This window comes from Paenibacillus sp. plas6 (genome assembly GCF_057221655.1).
In genome coordinates this window covers 2,096,553-2,112,192 of record NZ_CM170151.1, presented here as the reverse complement: position 1 = coordinate 2,112,192, position 15,640 = coordinate 2,096,553, and the positions used below count along the sequence as shown (strand labels likewise).

The 15,640-nt window shown below is 41.4% G+C and carries 13 protein-coding genes; 2 read left to right on the top strand and 11 right to left on the bottom strand.

Annotated features, from left to right (window positions below):
- Window positions 1–49: 49 nt before the first annotated feature.
- The 6 genes from AC2TDL_RS09505 to AC2TDL_RS09480 form a co-directional block, all read right to left on the bottom strand.
- Window positions 50–673 carry a hypothetical protein gene (locus AC2TDL_RS09505; RefSeq protein ID WP_484700673.1) on the bottom strand — a complete coding sequence of 208 codons (624 nt, stop codon included), beginning with the start codon at window positions 671–673 and terminating at the stop codon, window positions 50–52.
- Window positions 674–903: 230 nt separating this feature from the next.
- Window positions 904–2,190 carry an adenylosuccinate synthase gene (locus tag AC2TDL_RS09500; protein WP_484700671.1) on the bottom strand — a complete coding sequence of 429 codons (1,287 nt, stop codon included), beginning with the start codon at window positions 2,188–2,190 and terminating at the stop codon, window positions 904–906.
- A gap of 156 nt (window positions 2,191–2,346) precedes the next feature.
- On the bottom strand, window positions 2,347–3,708 hold the full coding sequence (gene dnaB, locus AC2TDL_RS09495) for a replicative DNA helicase (RefSeq protein WP_484700669.1): 1,362 nt from the start codon (window positions 3,706–3,708) through the stop codon (window positions 2,347–2,349).
- Between the two features lie 41 nt (window positions 3,709–3,749).
- Window positions 3,750–4,193 (bottom strand): 50S ribosomal protein L9, encoded by a 444-nt coding sequence (gene rplI / locus AC2TDL_RS09490; protein ID WP_484700667.1) that lies wholly within the window; start codon window positions 4,191–4,193, stop codon window positions 3,750–3,752.
- Window positions 4,190–6,151, bottom strand: coding sequence for a DHH family phosphoesterase (locus tag AC2TDL_RS09485; RefSeq protein WP_484700665.1), 1,962 nt, complete (start codon window positions 6,149–6,151; stop codon window positions 4,190–4,192). Before AC2TDL_RS09485 ends, rplI begins: the two co-directional genes overlap by 4 nt.
- A gap of 19 nt (window positions 6,152–6,170) precedes the next feature.
- On the bottom strand, window positions 6,171–7,079 hold the full coding sequence (locus AC2TDL_RS09480) for a DUF2232 domain-containing protein (RefSeq protein ID WP_484700663.1): 909 nt from the start codon (window positions 7,077–7,079) through the stop codon (window positions 6,171–6,173).
- A gap of 223 nt (window positions 7,080–7,302) precedes the next feature.
- Between AC2TDL_RS09480 and AC2TDL_RS09475 the strand changes: the two genes are divergently transcribed.
- Both AC2TDL_RS09475 and AC2TDL_RS09470 read left to right on the top strand, forming a co-directional pair.
- A complete protein-coding gene (locus AC2TDL_RS09475; RefSeq protein ID WP_484701118.1) occupies window positions 7,303–7,968 on the top strand; it encodes a potassium channel family protein in 666 nt (221 codons plus the stop codon).
- Window positions 7,952–9,352: a TrkH family potassium uptake protein gene (locus AC2TDL_RS09470; RefSeq protein ID WP_484700661.1), complete on the top strand. Its 1,401-nt coding sequence runs from the start codon at window positions 7,952–7,954 to the stop codon at window positions 9,350–9,352. The genes AC2TDL_RS09475 and AC2TDL_RS09470 overlap by 17 nt, the downstream gene beginning before the upstream one ends.
- 80 nt (window positions 9,353–9,432) lie before the next feature.
- On the opposite strand, the gene menC is transcribed toward AC2TDL_RS09470, so the two are convergent.
- From menC to menD, 5 genes are all read right to left on the bottom strand, one after another.
- Entirely contained in the window at window positions 9,433–10,542 is a 1,110-nt protein-coding gene (menC, locus tag AC2TDL_RS09465; RefSeq protein ID WP_484700659.1) for an o-succinylbenzoate synthase, read from the bottom strand.
- A 99-nt stretch (window positions 10,543–10,641) separates the two neighbouring features.
- Window positions 10,642–12,108 carry an o-succinylbenzoate--CoA ligase gene (locus AC2TDL_RS09460; protein ID WP_484700657.1) on the bottom strand — a complete coding sequence of 489 codons (1,467 nt, stop codon included), beginning with the start codon at window positions 12,106–12,108 and terminating at the stop codon, window positions 10,642–10,644.
- 30 nt (window positions 12,109–12,138) lie between these two features.
- A complete protein-coding gene (gene menB, locus AC2TDL_RS09455) occupies window positions 12,139–12,960 on the bottom strand; it encodes a 1,4-dihydroxy-2-naphthoyl-CoA synthase (RefSeq protein WP_484700654.1) in 822 nt (273 codons plus the stop codon).
- Window positions 12,961–12,962: 2 nt separating this feature from the next.
- Window positions 12,963–13,781 carry a 2-succinyl-6-hydroxy-2,4-cyclohexadiene-1-carboxylate synthase gene (gene menH, locus AC2TDL_RS09450; protein ID WP_484700652.1) on the bottom strand — a complete coding sequence of 273 codons (819 nt, stop codon included), beginning with the start codon at window positions 13,779–13,781 and terminating at the stop codon, window positions 12,963–12,965.
- Entirely contained in the window at window positions 13,778–15,565 is a 1,788-nt protein-coding gene (menD, locus tag AC2TDL_RS09445) for a 2-succinyl-5-enolpyruvyl-6-hydroxy-3-cyclohexene-1-carboxylic-acid synthase (protein WP_484700650.1), read from the bottom strand. Before menD ends, menH begins: the two co-directional genes overlap by 4 nt.
- Between the last annotated feature and the right edge of the window lie 75 nt (window positions 15,566–15,640).

Sequence of the window (15,640 nt, the reverse complement as noted above, 5' to 3'; positions counted from 1 at the left end):
AGCAATAACAGAACATATGTTCTGTTATTGCTCAAATATTTAATACATACTACTGCTCGTCGGCACTTAACAGCGCCATCAACTCATCGTATTCTTCTCTAGTTAAATGCTGTGCCATTAATTGTTGTACCTCTAGTAATTCTTGATCCGTTAAACCATCTTCAACAGCACTTGAAAAGACTTGCCACGATTCTGGAGGCAACTTACCCACAATAATTTCGAACATCCGCTCCTTTTCTTCAGTGTCTAACCCTTCCTTCTTAGCAATAATTTGCTCTGGAGTAATACTAGGCTCGACTCCTGCTTCAATAGGAGCAAACACTTCGAGTGCAGGCTCGGACTCTGATAATGCTTCCTCCTCGTCATTAGCATCATTATCTATTTCATCCATCTTTGCTGTTTCTTGCTCCTCTAATAACTCCGCAACATTAGATTGTTTTTCACCAGCGGCATCGGTCAATTGCTCATTGGTCGATTGTTCATCTGCTCCCCAGATCATTTTCCAGACATCTGCAAGAGCCACAGGCTTAACATCAAGCGGAATCTCATATTCTTCTAGCAATGCTTGTACATAACTCGTTACGACATAGCTTGTTGTCCAGATCGACAACAGACATACGATTAGTACAGTAGCGATAATTCTCGCAATCCATAACCCTATCTTTAAAGTCATCTCTTATTTCACCTCAAATATTTTCCGACCATATTCTCTATCGTAATCTTTGACTTGCGCTGACTCGATCATCAATTTCTCTACTTTCTACCATTATGGTCAAAATACAAAATGCTCATTCTTGCCCAAGTTAAGATAATAAAAAAAGCTTTGATTCTCATGCGAAAAATGCACGAGAATCAAAGCTTTTTCATATCAATTATAGTCAGTCATTATGACTATTTTTTGATTTATTCATAGATTGGCAATACTTGGTTTGTTTGTTCGCGGTTACGGCCAACAGAGAAGATAGCAATTGGAATACCTGTTAGCTCAGAAATACGATTCACATAGTTTAATGTGTTTTTAGGAAGATCCTCTAAACGCTTCACATTGGAAATGTCCTCGCTCCAGCCTGGAAGTTCCTCATAAATTGCTTCACACTCAGCAACGGCCTTTAAGCTTGCTGGATAGTGATAAATCACTTCACCACGGTATTTGTAGCCTGTACAAATTTTAACCGTTTCTAGCCCTGTTAACACGTCTAAGGAGTTCAAGCTTAGGCCTGTAATACCACTAACACGACGTGCATGACGTACAACAACTGTATCAAACCAACCAACACGACGCGGACGACCAGTTACTGTACCGTATTCATTCCCTTTATCGCGAATCAATTGACCAATTTCATTGTCTTGCTCAGTTGGGAATGGACCATCACCTACACGTGTTGTATACGCTTTGGCAACACCAATTACTTGCTTAATACGTGATGGACCTACTCCAGAACCAATACATACGCCACCAGCTGATGGGTTAGAGGAGGTTACATATGGGTACGTTCCTTGGTCAATATCAAGCATGACCCCTTGTGCGCCCTCAAACAGTACATTTTTATTTGCATCGATTGCATCGTTTAAGACAACAGAAGTATCTGTTACATAAGGACGCAAAATTTCAGCATATCCTAAATAATCTTTAATGATTTGCTCAGCATCAACTGGTTCTCCGCCGTAAACTTGCTCTATAATTTGATTTTTCTCTTTTACAATCGCACGGACGCGTGATGCAAATTCCTCTGCATCCATCAAATCAGCGATACGAATTCCGTTACGAGATGCCTTATCCATATAACAAGGACCAATCCCTTTGCGAGTCGTACCAATTTTGTTATCGCCCTTACGATCTTCCTCTAGAGCATCTAGAATTAGATGATACGGCATAATGACATGAGCACGATCACTTATGAATAGATTATCTGTTGAAAAACCATTTTCATGAATATAGTTAATTTCTGCAATAAGCGCCTTTGGATTGATAACCATCCCGTTACCAATGACGCAAGTTTTATTATTGTTAAAGATACCTGATGGAATCATAGTTAGTTTATATTTCTTATTATTAATCAAAATCGTGTGTCCGGCATTGTTACCGCCTTGGTAGCGCGCAACTACATCAGCACCTTCCGCAAGAAAGTCGGTAATTTTACCTTTTCCTTCATCTCCCCATTGCGTACCAACAACTACAACTGTTGACATAACCATACCTCCACTCGATGTAACACCCATCGATTAATTTAACGACATAAAAAAATGCTGTAAAGAAACAGCATTTATATTTTATCAATGGAAGCGGTAAAAGTCAAACAGAAAAGCGAACAAATTATATTGTTCGCTAATTAATCGTTCGGAAATTTATGATGCTTGGGACGGATCTTGATGATTTCGTTCAAGATTCACAAATTTATTAAAATTTTTAAGGAAAACAAGCTCAACTGTACCAACAGGACCATTACGCTGTTTAGCGATAATGATTTCGATAATATTCTTTTTCTCCGATTCCTTATCATAATAATCATCACGGTATAAAAATGCTACAATATCAGCATCCTGCTCGATTGACCCGGATTCCCTTAAGTCTGACATCATCGGACGCTTGTCCTGCCGCTGCTCAACGCCACGGCTTAACTGAGACAGTGCAATAACAGGAACCTCTAATTCCCTTGCAATCTGCTTTAATGTACGCGATATTTCCGATACTTCCTGTTGACGATTTTCCCCTGCTTTACCTTTTCCAGAAATGAGCTGCAAATAATCGATTAGAATCATCCCCAGCCCTTTTTCTTTTTTAAGGCGGCGACATTTCGCACGAATATCTGCAACAGTAATCCCTGGCGTATCATCAATATAAATTTGAGCCTCCGACAATGCCCCAATAGCCATCGTTAGTTTTTCCCAATCATCTGGCTCTAAATTCCCTGTGCGAAGACGTGTTGCATCAACATTCGCTTCAGCACAGACCATCCGCTGTACAAGCTGTGCCGCGGACATCTCCAAAGAAAAGATTGCAACAGTTTCCTTTGCGCGCACTCCCACATTTTGTGCAATATTTAAGGAGAATGCCGTTTTACCAACAGACGGACGCGCGGCAACAATAATTAAATCACTTCGCTGAAAACCAGCTGTCATTCGATCTAGATCAATAAAGCCTGAAGGAATTCCAGTTGTTCCTCCGCGATTTGAATATAAAAATTCAACCTTTTCGAATACCTCAACTAATACATCACGAATAGAGATAAAACCGCTGCTTGCTCTTCGGTTGGAGATTTCCAAAATTTTTCGTTCAGCTTCACTCAGTAAGCTAGAAACATCATCGGCACTAGCATACCCATCAGAAACAATATTCGTTGCTGTCCGTATAAGACGACGCAGCATTGATTTTTCCTCAACAATTTGAGCGTAATACTCTACATTGGCGGCAGTAGGTACTGAATTAGCCAGCTTCGCTAAGTAACTGACTCCGCCAACTTCCTCAAGGGTTCCTGCATTTTGCAGATGAGCAGTAAGCGTAACGAGGTCAATTGGCTGGTTGTTTTCTCCGAGCTCAATCATCGCTTCGAAGATTAACTGATGGGCAGTGTTATAAAAGTCTTCACTTTTCACGCGTTCCATCGCCGTAATTAATGCCTCTGGCTGAAGCAATGCAGCGCCAATTACTGCTTGCTCCGCCTCCATATTTTGCGGCGGCACACGATCAAATATTGCTTCCGGATCCATTGCCCTATCCTCCTCCATTTTCCCGTTACAATATTTCTTAATTATTCTTCAACAGCTTGCACCTTAACAGTAACTTTTACTTCGTTATGAAGCTTAATTGGAACTTGTGTTGTGCCTAAAGTACGAATAGGCTCATCTAACTCAATTTTACGTTTATCGATTTTATAGCCTAGCTTAGCGAGTGCTTCGGCGATTTGTTTACTTGTAATTGCACCAAATAAGCGACCGCCCTCACCTGCTTTAGCTGGCACTTTAACGATAACTTCTTCTAGCTTTTCACCAAGCTTAATTGCCTCTTCTTTTTCCTTTTGCTTGCGTTTTTCTTCAGCAGCTTTTTGCATATCTAAAGATTTCACATTACCTTCAGAAGCAATTTTTACGAGATTTTTTGGCAAAAGAAAATTACGAACATACCCTTCAGATAAATCTTTAATTTCCCCTTTTTTACCTTGACCCTTTACATCCTGTAAAAAAATGACCTTCATTCAAATAACCCCTCTTCTTCATCAATTTGTTTCAAGACAGCCATTAACGAGGCAGCTACCTCATGGACAGTCCCCTCAAGCTGTGCAGCAGCATTTGTTAGATGTCCGCCGCCGCCCATACGCTCCATAATAACTTGTACATTAATCTGCCCGAATGACCGAGCACTAATCCCGATTAAACCATCAGGACGCTGCGCAATGACAAAGGAGGCATAAATATTAGACATATTCAGCAGCGTATCTGCCGATTGCGCAATTAACAGCTGCGGCTTAACCTCACCCTCTGAAACTACCGCAATCGCAATATGATCAAAATAAACGGCTGCATGCTTAATAATTTCAGACTTCGAGATATAGCCTTGCAAATCCTCTTGTAGCATTCGCTGAATCATAGCCGAATCTGCCCCGCTTCGTCGTAAAAACGATGCCGCTTCAAACGTGCGAGCTCCAGTGCGAAGCGAAAAGCTTTTCGTATCAACGGTAATACCTGCTAACAACGATGTCGCTTCACGTACATCAAGCGAAATGCGATCATGAATGTATTGCAGTAGCTCCGTTACAAGCTCACACGTTGAGGAAGCATACGGCTCTAAATACATTAACGTTGCATGACTTAAAAATTCCTCGCTGCGACGGTGATGGTCAATAACTGCCAGTCGCTCTGATAGCGTCAGCAGCTTAGGTTCAGCGACCATTGAAGCTTTATGTGTATCTACTACAACAACAAGGGTTTGATTATTAATTAACTCAAATGCTTGATCAGGTTTAACAAAGCGCTGCGCAATTTTTTCATCCTCACGTAATAGCTCCATCATACGATCAATGGAAGGGTTCACTCCTTCCAGCACAATGTAGCTTTCCTTACCAAGAATACGCGCTGCTTTAAGAATACCAACTGCCGCACCGATTGCATCCATATCTGGATTACGGTGCCCCATAATTACGACATTGTAGCTTTCTTTAATAAGATCGCGCAATGTATGAGCAACAACTCGAGCACGCACCTTCGTACGCTTCTCAACTGCATTGGTTTTACCGCCATAAAAAGTTTGGCGTGAGCCGAACTTAACAGTGGCCTGATCACCGCCGCGACCAAGGGCAATATCTAAGCTGCGATGTGCCCACTGCCCCAGCTCCGTAATATGTTCAGCTCCAGCAGCAAAACCAATACTTAATGTTATCGGTATTCTTTGATCGCTTGTAATTTCCCTAACATCATCCAGTAAATCAAAGCGAGTTTGCTCTAATATACGTAATGTGCGTTGATCAGTAACTAACAAAAACCGATCTGACGTTAATCGTTTTAATAAAATTTCATGACGCTGTGCCCATTCCGTAATCATGCTAGTCACTTTAGAAAGTAAGGAACTGCGCTGATTATCATCCAGCCCTTGCGCAACCTCTTCCAAATTATCAATCATAACAATTCCAAGAGACAAACGTTCTTCATCATACTTCTTATGAATTTGCCATGAATCAGTAATATCATTTACATAAATGACGCGATTTTTATCACGAACGGTCAATGAATACATCCGTTGATTAATCATAATTTCAATTGGCGCCTGAATCTCCTTATTAGGCGACAAGCTAGGAAACAGCTTAGCTAGCGGCTCTCCGATCAGATTGTCCTGTTTAAATATGTTGGACATAAAAGGATTATGCCACTCTACTAGATAATCTTCATTGAAAAGAATAACCCCAAAAGGCAGATTTTGAAGAATATCCGTTCCGCTTGTTTTTAAACGATAGGACAGCGTTTGAACATATTGCTTAAATTCACGGCGAAACGCTCGTTCTGCTAAGTATAAGTAAACTGCAGAGGCAATCGTTAGCAGCAATCCTAATAGCCCTGGAATCCAATGATAGAAAAATAAGCCCACTGATAGTAAAAACATGATGATCATCGAAATTACACTATGCAGTTTATGCCAGCGCTTCATCAAAAAATTTGGCATATGATATTCGCTCCTGTGCCTATTGTTGCTTAGAAATTATTTTTCTAAGTGGAAAAGCTGTATCCAAAAGTCCAATAATGCTCGCCGGTGGAATCAGCAAGACCGGAATAGCAATGATGAATGGAATCGCCTTGGACCAACGTCGATTATCCGCAATGTAGTAGAAAAAGCCTACTGCCTGAATTGCAAACAAAATGCTAAGTGCAGGCACCAAATTCAAAATTACTAAGGTCATATATGACCCTTCAGTTGGATCGATCGTCAGCTCTAACAAGTAGGCAATAAAATAAATAAAAACTAATGAACGTGGCAATCTCCAGTTCTTCGCCTGCGGAAACGGAGTTACGTTAATCCCATCGGCACTAACCATTCTACGCGCTACATAGTGTGAGCATGCCACAATCAGTAATGCCATGACAAAAAACACAAGTGGAATCATATTAATCATCATTTTAACAAAACTATCCGTCATATCACTATTCCAAGATATAGGTGAAAGACCTTGTGCCACCACATCATTCATCATCAGCGTAATGGATTTACTAATATCAGACAATAGGGATATCCCCAAACCATTTTCAACGAACAATAAGCCCAACATAAGCATTACAATCATTAAGCCGACCATTTTGGGCATAATTTTACTAGAAGGCAATCCCTTCTTATAATACTCCCCAAGCACAATGCTCGGTATTATTGCACATAAGTTAAAGCTAACAAATAACGTAGGGCCAATTATAAAGCAGCCAATAATAAAAACTGCTAGTGCATGTACAACAAAAGATTTTCGGTTCAATAACGAATACAACACTGTATATGGAACCAACATAAGCAGCATTGCAAGAAGATTAAGCCCGGGCACAATTAGCAGCAAAGTACCAAACAAAGCAATTGCGCTCCATAATAATGGCTTCTTACCAGTTTTCAAAAGATTCACCTCAAGACGTCAAAATCATAATGCTTAACAATACAACTTATTATATCACAAATTATTCCCTGTGATATGTTTGCTCATGTTGTTGCTTCATTTGGTACATATATGTAAAGCATGTCTTAGAAAATTATTGTAATTTTTAACTAAGGTGTTTATGATCCAATGTAGATTTATATAAGGTTAAAGTGTAAAAATGAGGAAGTGACGACCAATGGTTATGAAGAAACAATTTTTAGTAGTTGGATTAGGCAGGTTCGGCAGCAGTTTAACACGCACACTTGTACAAAATGGACATGAGGTGCTTGCTGTAGATCGAGATGCCGAGCTAGTACAAGACGTTGCTCCATTTGCTACCCATGCACTGCAAGCAGACTGCACAGACGAAGTCGTGCTTAAGGAGCTAGGTGCAAGTAATTTCACACACGCTGTTGTAGCCATTGGCGATGATCTGCAATCAAGTATTTTAACTACATTGCTATTAAAAGAAATGAATATTCCGATGGTTATTGCCAAAGCTCGAGATGAAATGCATGGCAATGTTTTGCGTAAAATTGGTGCTGATAAAGTAATTTATCCTGAACGAGATATGGCAATTCGACTTGCTAATCAGCTAAGCTCTAACAGCATTATCGATTACATCGAATTATCGGATGAATACAACATTGTAGAACTGATGGCGCCAGATGCAATGGCTGGACTCTCATTGCAAAAGCTTAATATTCGCGCTCGCTTTGGCTGCACCATCCTCGCTATAAAAAAGGAACAGCGCATGAACGTATCACCACGTGCCGAAGATATTGTAGAAGCTGGCAATGTTTTGCTTATACTAGGTAGTCTAGAGCAAATTGCTCAGTTGGAGAAATATTATGAACGAAAAAAATAAAATTTTAGACTCTAAAATTTTGGACACTGTTATTAATTCGCAAAAATCATCGTTATCTCGTAAACAGCTTAGTCCGCCTCAGCTAATTATTACGATATTTTTTATTTTGATTGCTATTGGCACACTGCTGTTAATGATGCCTTTTTCATCAGCAAGCGGTAAACCGACAAGCTTAATTGACGCATTGTTTATGGCGATCTCAGCGGTTTGTGTAAATGGACTAAGTGTTCTTGATATTGGCAGTTATTTTTCTATAACTGGTCAAATTATTATTATGCTTTTAGTCCAAATTGGTGGACTTGGATTTATGACCATAAGTGTTGTCATTGCAATTGTATTAGGTAAGCGAATTGGCTTGAAGGAAAGATTGTTGATTCAGCACACTACACAAGCGACTACCTCACAAGGACTGGTTCGCCTATGCATCTATATTTTTATTATTGTGTTTGCCTTTGAATTTATAGCCACTATTATTCTAATGCTACATTGGCAATCCAGCTTAGGATGGACGAAGGCATTTTATTATGGATTGTTTCACTCTGTGTCGGCTTTTAATAATGCTGGCTTTTCATTATGGTCAGATGGGCTTGTTGCCTACGTAGGCGATCCGATCGTTAATAGTGTCATTATCGCTTTGTTTGTCGCCGGTGGGCTTGGATATATCGTTATCGTCGAGCTGTTGCAAAAAAAACGTTGGCGTAAATTTTCCCTGCATACGAAAATTGTACTGACATCATCGTTAGTAATTTCAATCATTGGCTTTGCCCTTATTTTGCTGCTAGAATCTTTAAATCCAGAGACTTTCGGTCATTTAAAATGGTTTGAACGTATTCAAGCAGCATGGTTTCAAACGCTTGTCCCACGCAGCTCTGGCTTTAATACAATTGACATCCCAAATATGCTAACAGCTTCTCAGTTTTTACTTGTTATTTATATGTTTATTGGTGCTGCTTCTGGTGGCACAGGCGGAGGAGTAAAAATAAATACGATCGTTGTGCTCATTTTAGCGACGATCGCTACCTTTCGTGGAGGTGGACAAGTTCACGCCTTTGGTCGTCAAGTTCCACAAGGTACAATTACACGTGCTCTTGCGGTTGTTATGAGTTCAATAACCGTTGTGCTTATCGTTGCACTCGCTTTAACGATTACAGAGGATATGCTGGAAGATCATTTTCTTGAGGTATTATTTGAAGCTACCTCTGCATTTAGTACAACTGGACTTTCTATGGGACTGACCAAGGACTTGTCGCTGCTAGGCAAAATTATTGTTTGCTTTGCTATGTTTATTGGTCGTTTAGGGCCGCTGACGCTAGCTTATGCGCTTGCCAATCGCAAGCAGCAATCTCGCATTGGCTATCCAGAGGATAACATTTTGATTGGATAATTATTAAAACTTTATTATGTAAAGTTATGGTTGTCTCCAAATTTAAAGCTCCCTATGAAGGGAGCTTTTTATTGTATATGTTACGCATTCACTGTCAGCTTCTGCAACGTTAAGCTATCTAAATAAGGCAAATCGACTTCATAGCCAATCCCTGCTCCTTGTCGTAAATGAACCTTTCCTTGCTCAATAACAACTTCAGGCAATATAATATCCCGCTCCCAATAGCGAGCTGATGCAGATATATCTCCAGGCAATGTAAAGCCTGGCAAGGAGGCTAGTGCCATATTATGCGCGCGGCCAATTCCGGTTTCAAGCATACCTCCACACCAAAGCGGTATATGGTTTTGTAAGCATAGCTGATGAATTCGCAAAGCCTCATTCCAGCCGCCTACTCTACCTAATTTAACATTAATGACTTTACAGCTGCCTAGCTGCAAAGCATGTCTCACATCATCATAGCTAACAATACTTTCATCAAGGCAAATTGGCGTTGTTAATTTAGCCTGTAAGGCAGCATGATCAATAATATCGTCAACAGCAAGCGGCTGCTCAATCATTAACAACCGATATTGATCAAGCTGCTCTAAATGCTGAATATCAGACAGCGAATAAGCAGAATTTGCATCCGCCATAAGTGAAATATCAGGGTAGCGCTTGCGAATTTCAGCAATTAACTGAATATCTGCGCCAGGCTTAATTTTAACTTTAATCCGCTCATAGCCTTGCTCTAAATAGGTATCAATTAACCGATAATAATCTGATATTTCTGCCTGCAGTCCAATTGCTACACCGACCTTAAGTGGCTCGCTATTACCGCCTACCACCTCATATAATGGTTTATTTAGCAACTTAGCATAAAGATCCCACATCGCCATTTCCAGTCCAGCCTTGGCCATATTGTTACGCCTTACTCCTTGCCATAATGCTGTTAGCTGAGAAGGATGGGATACTTGCTGCTGCAACAAAGGCGGAATCAAAAACTGCTCAAGTATATGCCATGCTCCTTGCACCGTTTCCTCGGTATACCAAGGAGTCGCAAATGCTACACATTCCCCCCAACCTGATAACCCTTGCTCATTAATCACTTGCACAATGATCGTTTCACGATCTGTGTATGTGCCGTATGAGGTTGCAAAAGGAGAAACAAGTGACATACGAATCCGATGCAACACAACCGATTTAATGTCCATTAATGACTTCCTTTCTATTAAAAAAGAAGAGCAGCAGCTTTACTTACGTTTCCTTGCCCTTGAAAAAGGCTTAGTTGATTAGCGGACAAGCCTGAACTCTTATTTTAATAAATTTGACAGCTCACGACGCAGCAGCTTACCTGCCGCATTGCGTGGTAGTTCTGGTACACTATAAATCGCAACAGGCAGTTTATACTTAGCTAGCCGCTCACGACAATACTCTAATATTTCATCGGCATGAAAATGGTCATATTCATTCATAACAACGAAGGCTATTGGCCGTTGTCCCCATTGTTCGTCATTAATTGCAGTTACCCCTGCTTCTACAATGTGCGGATGGCTAATAAGCACCGCTTCGATTTCAGCAGGGTATACATTTTCACCGCCAGATATAATTAAATCTTTCCGCCGATCCAGCACATAAAGAAATCCTTCTTCATCAACGTAGCCAATATCTCCAGTATAAAACCAGCCATTTTTAAAGCAGTCATCTTGGCGATTATAGTATCCTTTGCTTACATTAGGTCCTTTTACTACAATTTCACCAGCAGTACCTGGAGGCAGTTGTTCTCCGTTATTATCAACAATGAGCAGTTCCGATTGAAATAATGGCTTACCCGCTGAGCCTAGTTTGCTTAGCATATATTGCGGCGCAAGCGTAGCAAACTGAGAACAGGTTTCTGTCATTCCGTATGTTTGCACGACGGGAATGTCATGTTCAACGCATGCTTCGAGTAGCGGCAATGGTGCAGGTCCTCCGCCAAGCAACATACAACGAAATTTCTCAGGATAGCGCTGCTCACCTAATACTTCCAGCATTCGAGTTAACATATTGCTCACCACTGACATTATCGTTACACCTTGCATTATAATCGCTTTATTTGCCTGCTCGGGGCTAAACTTTTCATGTAACACAAGAGGAATGCCATAAATGACGCTACGCAGCAATATTGAAAGCCCGCTAATATGAAACAATGGAACGGTGACTAGCCATTTGTCTTGTTCGGTCAAACCAAGGTTTAACATGGAGCCTATCGCAGAACTCCAATGATTGTTATAGCTTTGCAGCACACCTTTCGGCGAACCTGTTGTACCTGAAGTATACATAATCGTATAGGTGGAATGCTCTGAAACGTAATGCAGCAGTTGCGGATCGGCAACTGCTGCTGTTGTTTCTAATTCAGTTAAGGGAACAATGCGAAGCTGCTTGCTTGCATTGCTCAGCTCAAGCGCTAGCTCTTTGAAGCTGTCGCTATAGATTAACAGACTGCTCCCAGAGTCCTGCAATTGATATAGAAGCTCACGAGCTGTTAGTCGAGTATTCAGCAACATAAGCATTGCCCCAGTATAAGGAATGCTATGTACAACTTCTATTAACCGTACACTGCTCTCGCTTAATACAGCAACTGCTTGTCCCTGCTGTAGACCAAGCGCTCTCAATCGACTTGCTTTATCTATCGCTCGCTGTTGCAATTCGGCAAAGGTTAGCTTCTCAGAACTTGCTTCCACTGCTATACGATCAGGAGTTAAATAAGCTCGCTTATCAAGCCATATCGGCATATTCATCGTGCTATTCTCCTTCTCGTAATCAAATTATTAAGGGAAACGCGGGAATTGCTTAAAGTCTGGTTTACGTTTCTCTTTAAACGCGTCGCGTCCTTCCTTCGCTTCATCCGTTGTGTAATAAAGTAAAGTAGCATCTCCAGCTAATTGTTGAATACCTGCCAAGCCATCTGTATCTGCATTAAAAGCTGCCTTTAAGAAACGTAGCGCAGTTGGACTTTTTTCAAGCATTTCTCTGCACCACTTAACTGTTTCAGCCTCTAATTGATCTAGTGGCACAACCGCATTAACGAGTCCCATCTCTAGAGCTTCCTGTGCATTGTATTGACGACATAAATACCAGATTTCACGAGCCTTTTTATGACCTACAATACGTGCCAAATAACCCGCACCATAACCGCCATCAAAGCTGCCTACATTTGGTCCTGTTTGTCCAAAACGAGCATTATCAGCAGCTATCGTTAGATCACAAACAATATGTAATACATGTCCTCCACCAATTGCATAACCAGCCACCATAGCTACAACTGGTTTAGGAATTGTACGAATTAAACGCTGTAAATCAAGTACATTTAGACGCGGAATTTGATCTTCGCCAACATAGCCGCCATGACCGCGAACCTTTTGATCACCGCCTGAACAGAATGCAAGATCTCCTGCACCAGTTAAAATGATAACGCCAATTTCAGAATCGTCACGAGCCCAAGCAAACGCATCGATTAGCTCCATTACGGTTTTTGGACGGAAAGCATTACGAACCTCAGGGCGATTAATCGTAATTTTCGCCATACCTTCATATGTTTCATAAATAATATCTTCATAATTTCCTTGTTTAACCCAAGGTACTACAGCCATACTTACACCTTCCTTATCTTATCTAGAAATGTTAATACTATTGTATCAAATAAATGCGGCTGCTCCACATGAACATTATGTCCAGCATCGGGAACAAGCTTTAGCTCACTCCCTGGTAATTGCTGATGCATCGCTTGAGCAATGCCGCAATATTTCTGATCAAGCTCTCCTGCAATGAGCAGTACCTTTAAGCTTAACTCACTAAGCTTGTCCCACCAAGATGATTGCTGCCCTGTGCCAATTCCACGCAAGCTTTGCGCTATACCAAAAGCAGAATTACTCAGTCGCGATTGATGAAGTTTTATCTGCTCGCTTTGCGGCAAGCGCTGTAATGTAGCAAACAGAGGTAGGCTTCCCCAATACTCAGCAAACCATTCAATTCCTCGCTGCTCAATTAGCTCTGCCAAACGATGATCGCTAGCTTGTCGTTCTGCTCTTTCCTTTTCTGTGGCCAGTCCTGGCGAACTGCTTTCTAATATTAATGAACGTACTCTACTTTGATACTGTATAGCAAAGGATAAAGCTATCCTCCCGCCCATGGAATAGCCTAACACATGAGAAGTATCTATGCCAAGCTGATCCAGTAAAAATGCTAAATCCATAGTCACCTGCTCCATTCGGTACCGTTCAACCTCGGCAGGAGCTGCTGAGCTACCATGACCTAGCATATCAATTAAAATCAATTTATAATAACGTGACCAATGCTCGACAAAAGGCTGCCATTGTGCCTGTGAGCCAGAGAAGCCGTGTAGCAAAAGTAACGGTTCCCCTGCTCCAACCATATTTACTTCATAATGTTGTCCGCGAATATTGAGCTTCATTCCGTCATCAACGCCTTGGCAAGCTTTGGCCAAATATTGCGATGAAGCGTTAAGTTTACATCCCGCTTCGTTGGTAGCTCAATAATGTTCAGTCCACCGCTTGCTTGTGCCTCGCGGAATACTTGCTGAAATTGCTGCCAACAGGTAACACGCTGAAAGTTTCCACCGTAAAGCTTAGCCGCATAGGAAAAGTCTAAGCCAAGCGGAGTGCCAAATAACATTTCAAAATGCTGAGGCAACTGTGCCTGTGGCAAGAAAGAAAATATTCCACCACCATCGTTATTAATGACAACGATCGTTATATCCAGCTGGTGCAGCTTTGCTGCTAATAAACCGTTTAAATCATGATAGAATGACAAATCGCCAAGCAATAGCACTGTTTCTTGCTTCATAGCACTTACTCCCATTGCAGTCGAGACAATTCCATCAATACCGTTAGCACCACGATTCGCATACAGCGTAATTCCTTTATTATCACTGCGCCAGAAACTGTCCACGTCACGAATCGGCATCGAGTTTCCAATAAATAAAGTGCTGCCTTCATTCATCAACTGCTGTAATTGCTTAACAACAGCTCCTTCAAATAGCTCTCCATTATGATGCTCGAAAGCAACCTGATCTAATACTTCGATAGAACGATGCTGAAGCAACTGCCAGCGTTCTAGCCATGCTGCTTGCTCCGCTTTTGCTGCTTCAACCCCATCTTTTTCTTGCTGCTGATTCTGATTGATCGATTCAACTAGCTGCTTGCATAATACGGCTGCATTCGCAGTAATACGCTTGCCGACTAACAAAGTTGGATCTCGCCAGCCACCTTCATCGACAACGATATGTTTAGCCTGCGGATACTTATTCATATATAATAACAACGGTTTAGAAACAGGCATTGCACCAAATCTCAAGAAAAGCTTTGGCTGCAGTTCATTAATGATTGTCTCAATTCGTAAAAATGAATCATAGCTGTCAATAATGTTTCGCTTGCTATGTCCCCCGCTGCGAAGCTGTGATAGCGGATCGGCAATAATCGGATAACCGAGCAGTTCAGCAAGTGCCACAACACTGTCAGCAAGCGCTCGATCGTCACATGGCCCTACTACAATAACACCGCGCCCTGCTAGTTCCAGCTCAGACGCAAGGTTTTGTACTTGCTCATTGGCAATTCCCGCTGGAGTCTGAACGCTTTCTGTATAAGCTGCTCCTTCTGCTCGTCGTTCAGCATTAAATAACTGTGGATGAGATAGATCGGGAAGCAATGGTTCACGTAACGGAAAATTAAGATGTACTACTCCAGCGGGAGCCATCGCTGCCGTCATAACTGACCGTGCTGCGACTACACGTGCATGACGAATCATCGCAATGCTAGCTTCAGGCAACGGCATTTCCATAAACCATTTTACATGACTGCCATACATTCCTATTTGATCAATTGTTTGTGGTGCACCAACATCCCTTAGCTCATGTGGACGATCTGCAGTTAGCACCACTAGAGGCACTCGAGATAAATTTGCTTCTGCAATCGCCGGATAATAATTAGCCGCAGCTGTTCCTGAAGTACACAGCAATGCTACAGGCTGACCACTGCTTTTTGCAAGCCCTAATGCAAAAAAAGCAGCGCTTCTTTCATCAATGTGCATCCATACCTTAAGCTCTGCATGTTCAGCGGCTAATACTGCGATAGGGGTAGAGCGAGAGCCAGGGCTAACAACGATATGCTTCAGTCCCGACCGTACTAATTCGTCTACAAATGCACTTAGATATAACGTTGCACCCTCATTGCTCATCATATTTCCTCCTACAAATACCAAATTGGTTGTCCATCATTTCACTTTTTATTTGCTATTAAATAATTAATCAACTAC

Excerpts from the sequence above, each read along its gene's own strand:
- AC2TDL_RS09505 (WP_484700673.1), bottom strand. The coding sequence starts at position 673 with ATGACTTTAAAGATAGGGTTATGGATTGCGAGAATTATCGCTACTGTA.
- AC2TDL_RS09500 (WP_484700671.1), bottom strand. The coding sequence starts at position 2,190 with ATGTCAACAGTTGTAGTTGTTGGTACGCAATGGGGAGATGAAGGAAAA.
- dnaB (WP_484700669.1), bottom strand. The coding sequence starts at position 3,708 with ATGGATCCGGAAGCAATATTTGATCGTGTGCCGCCGCAAAATATGGAG.
- rplI (WP_484700667.1), bottom strand. The coding sequence starts at position 4,193 with ATGAAGGTCATTTTTTTACAGGATGTAAAGGGTCAAGGTAAAAAAGGG.
- AC2TDL_RS09485 (WP_484700665.1), bottom strand. The coding sequence starts at position 6,151 with ATGCCAAATTTTTTGATGAAGCGCTGGCATAAACTGCATAGTGTAATT.
- AC2TDL_RS09475 (WP_484701118.1), top strand. The coding sequence starts at position 7,303 with ATGAAGAAACAATTTTTAGTAGTTGGATTAGGCAGGTTCGGCAGCAGT.
- AC2TDL_RS09470 (WP_484700661.1), top strand. The coding sequence starts at position 7,952 with ATGAACGAAAAAAATAAAATTTTAGACTCTAAAATTTTGGACACTGTT.
- menC (WP_484700659.1), bottom strand. The coding sequence starts at position 10,542 with ATGGACATTAAATCGGTTGTGTTGCATCGGATTCGTATGTCACTTGTT.
- AC2TDL_RS09460 (WP_484700657.1), bottom strand. The coding sequence starts at position 12,108 with ATGAATATGCCGATATGGCTTGATAAGCGAGCTTATTTAACTCCTGAT.
- menB (WP_484700654.1), bottom strand. The coding sequence starts at position 12,960 with ATGGCTGTAGTACCTTGGGTTAAACAAGGAAATTATGAAGATATTATT.
- menH (WP_484700652.1), bottom strand. The coding sequence starts at position 13,781 with ATGAAGCTCAATATTCGCGGACAACATTATGAAGTAAATATGGTTGGA.
- menD (WP_484700650.1), bottom strand. The coding sequence starts at position 15,565 with ATGATGAGCAATGAGGGTGCAACGTTATATCTAAGTGCATTTGTAGAC.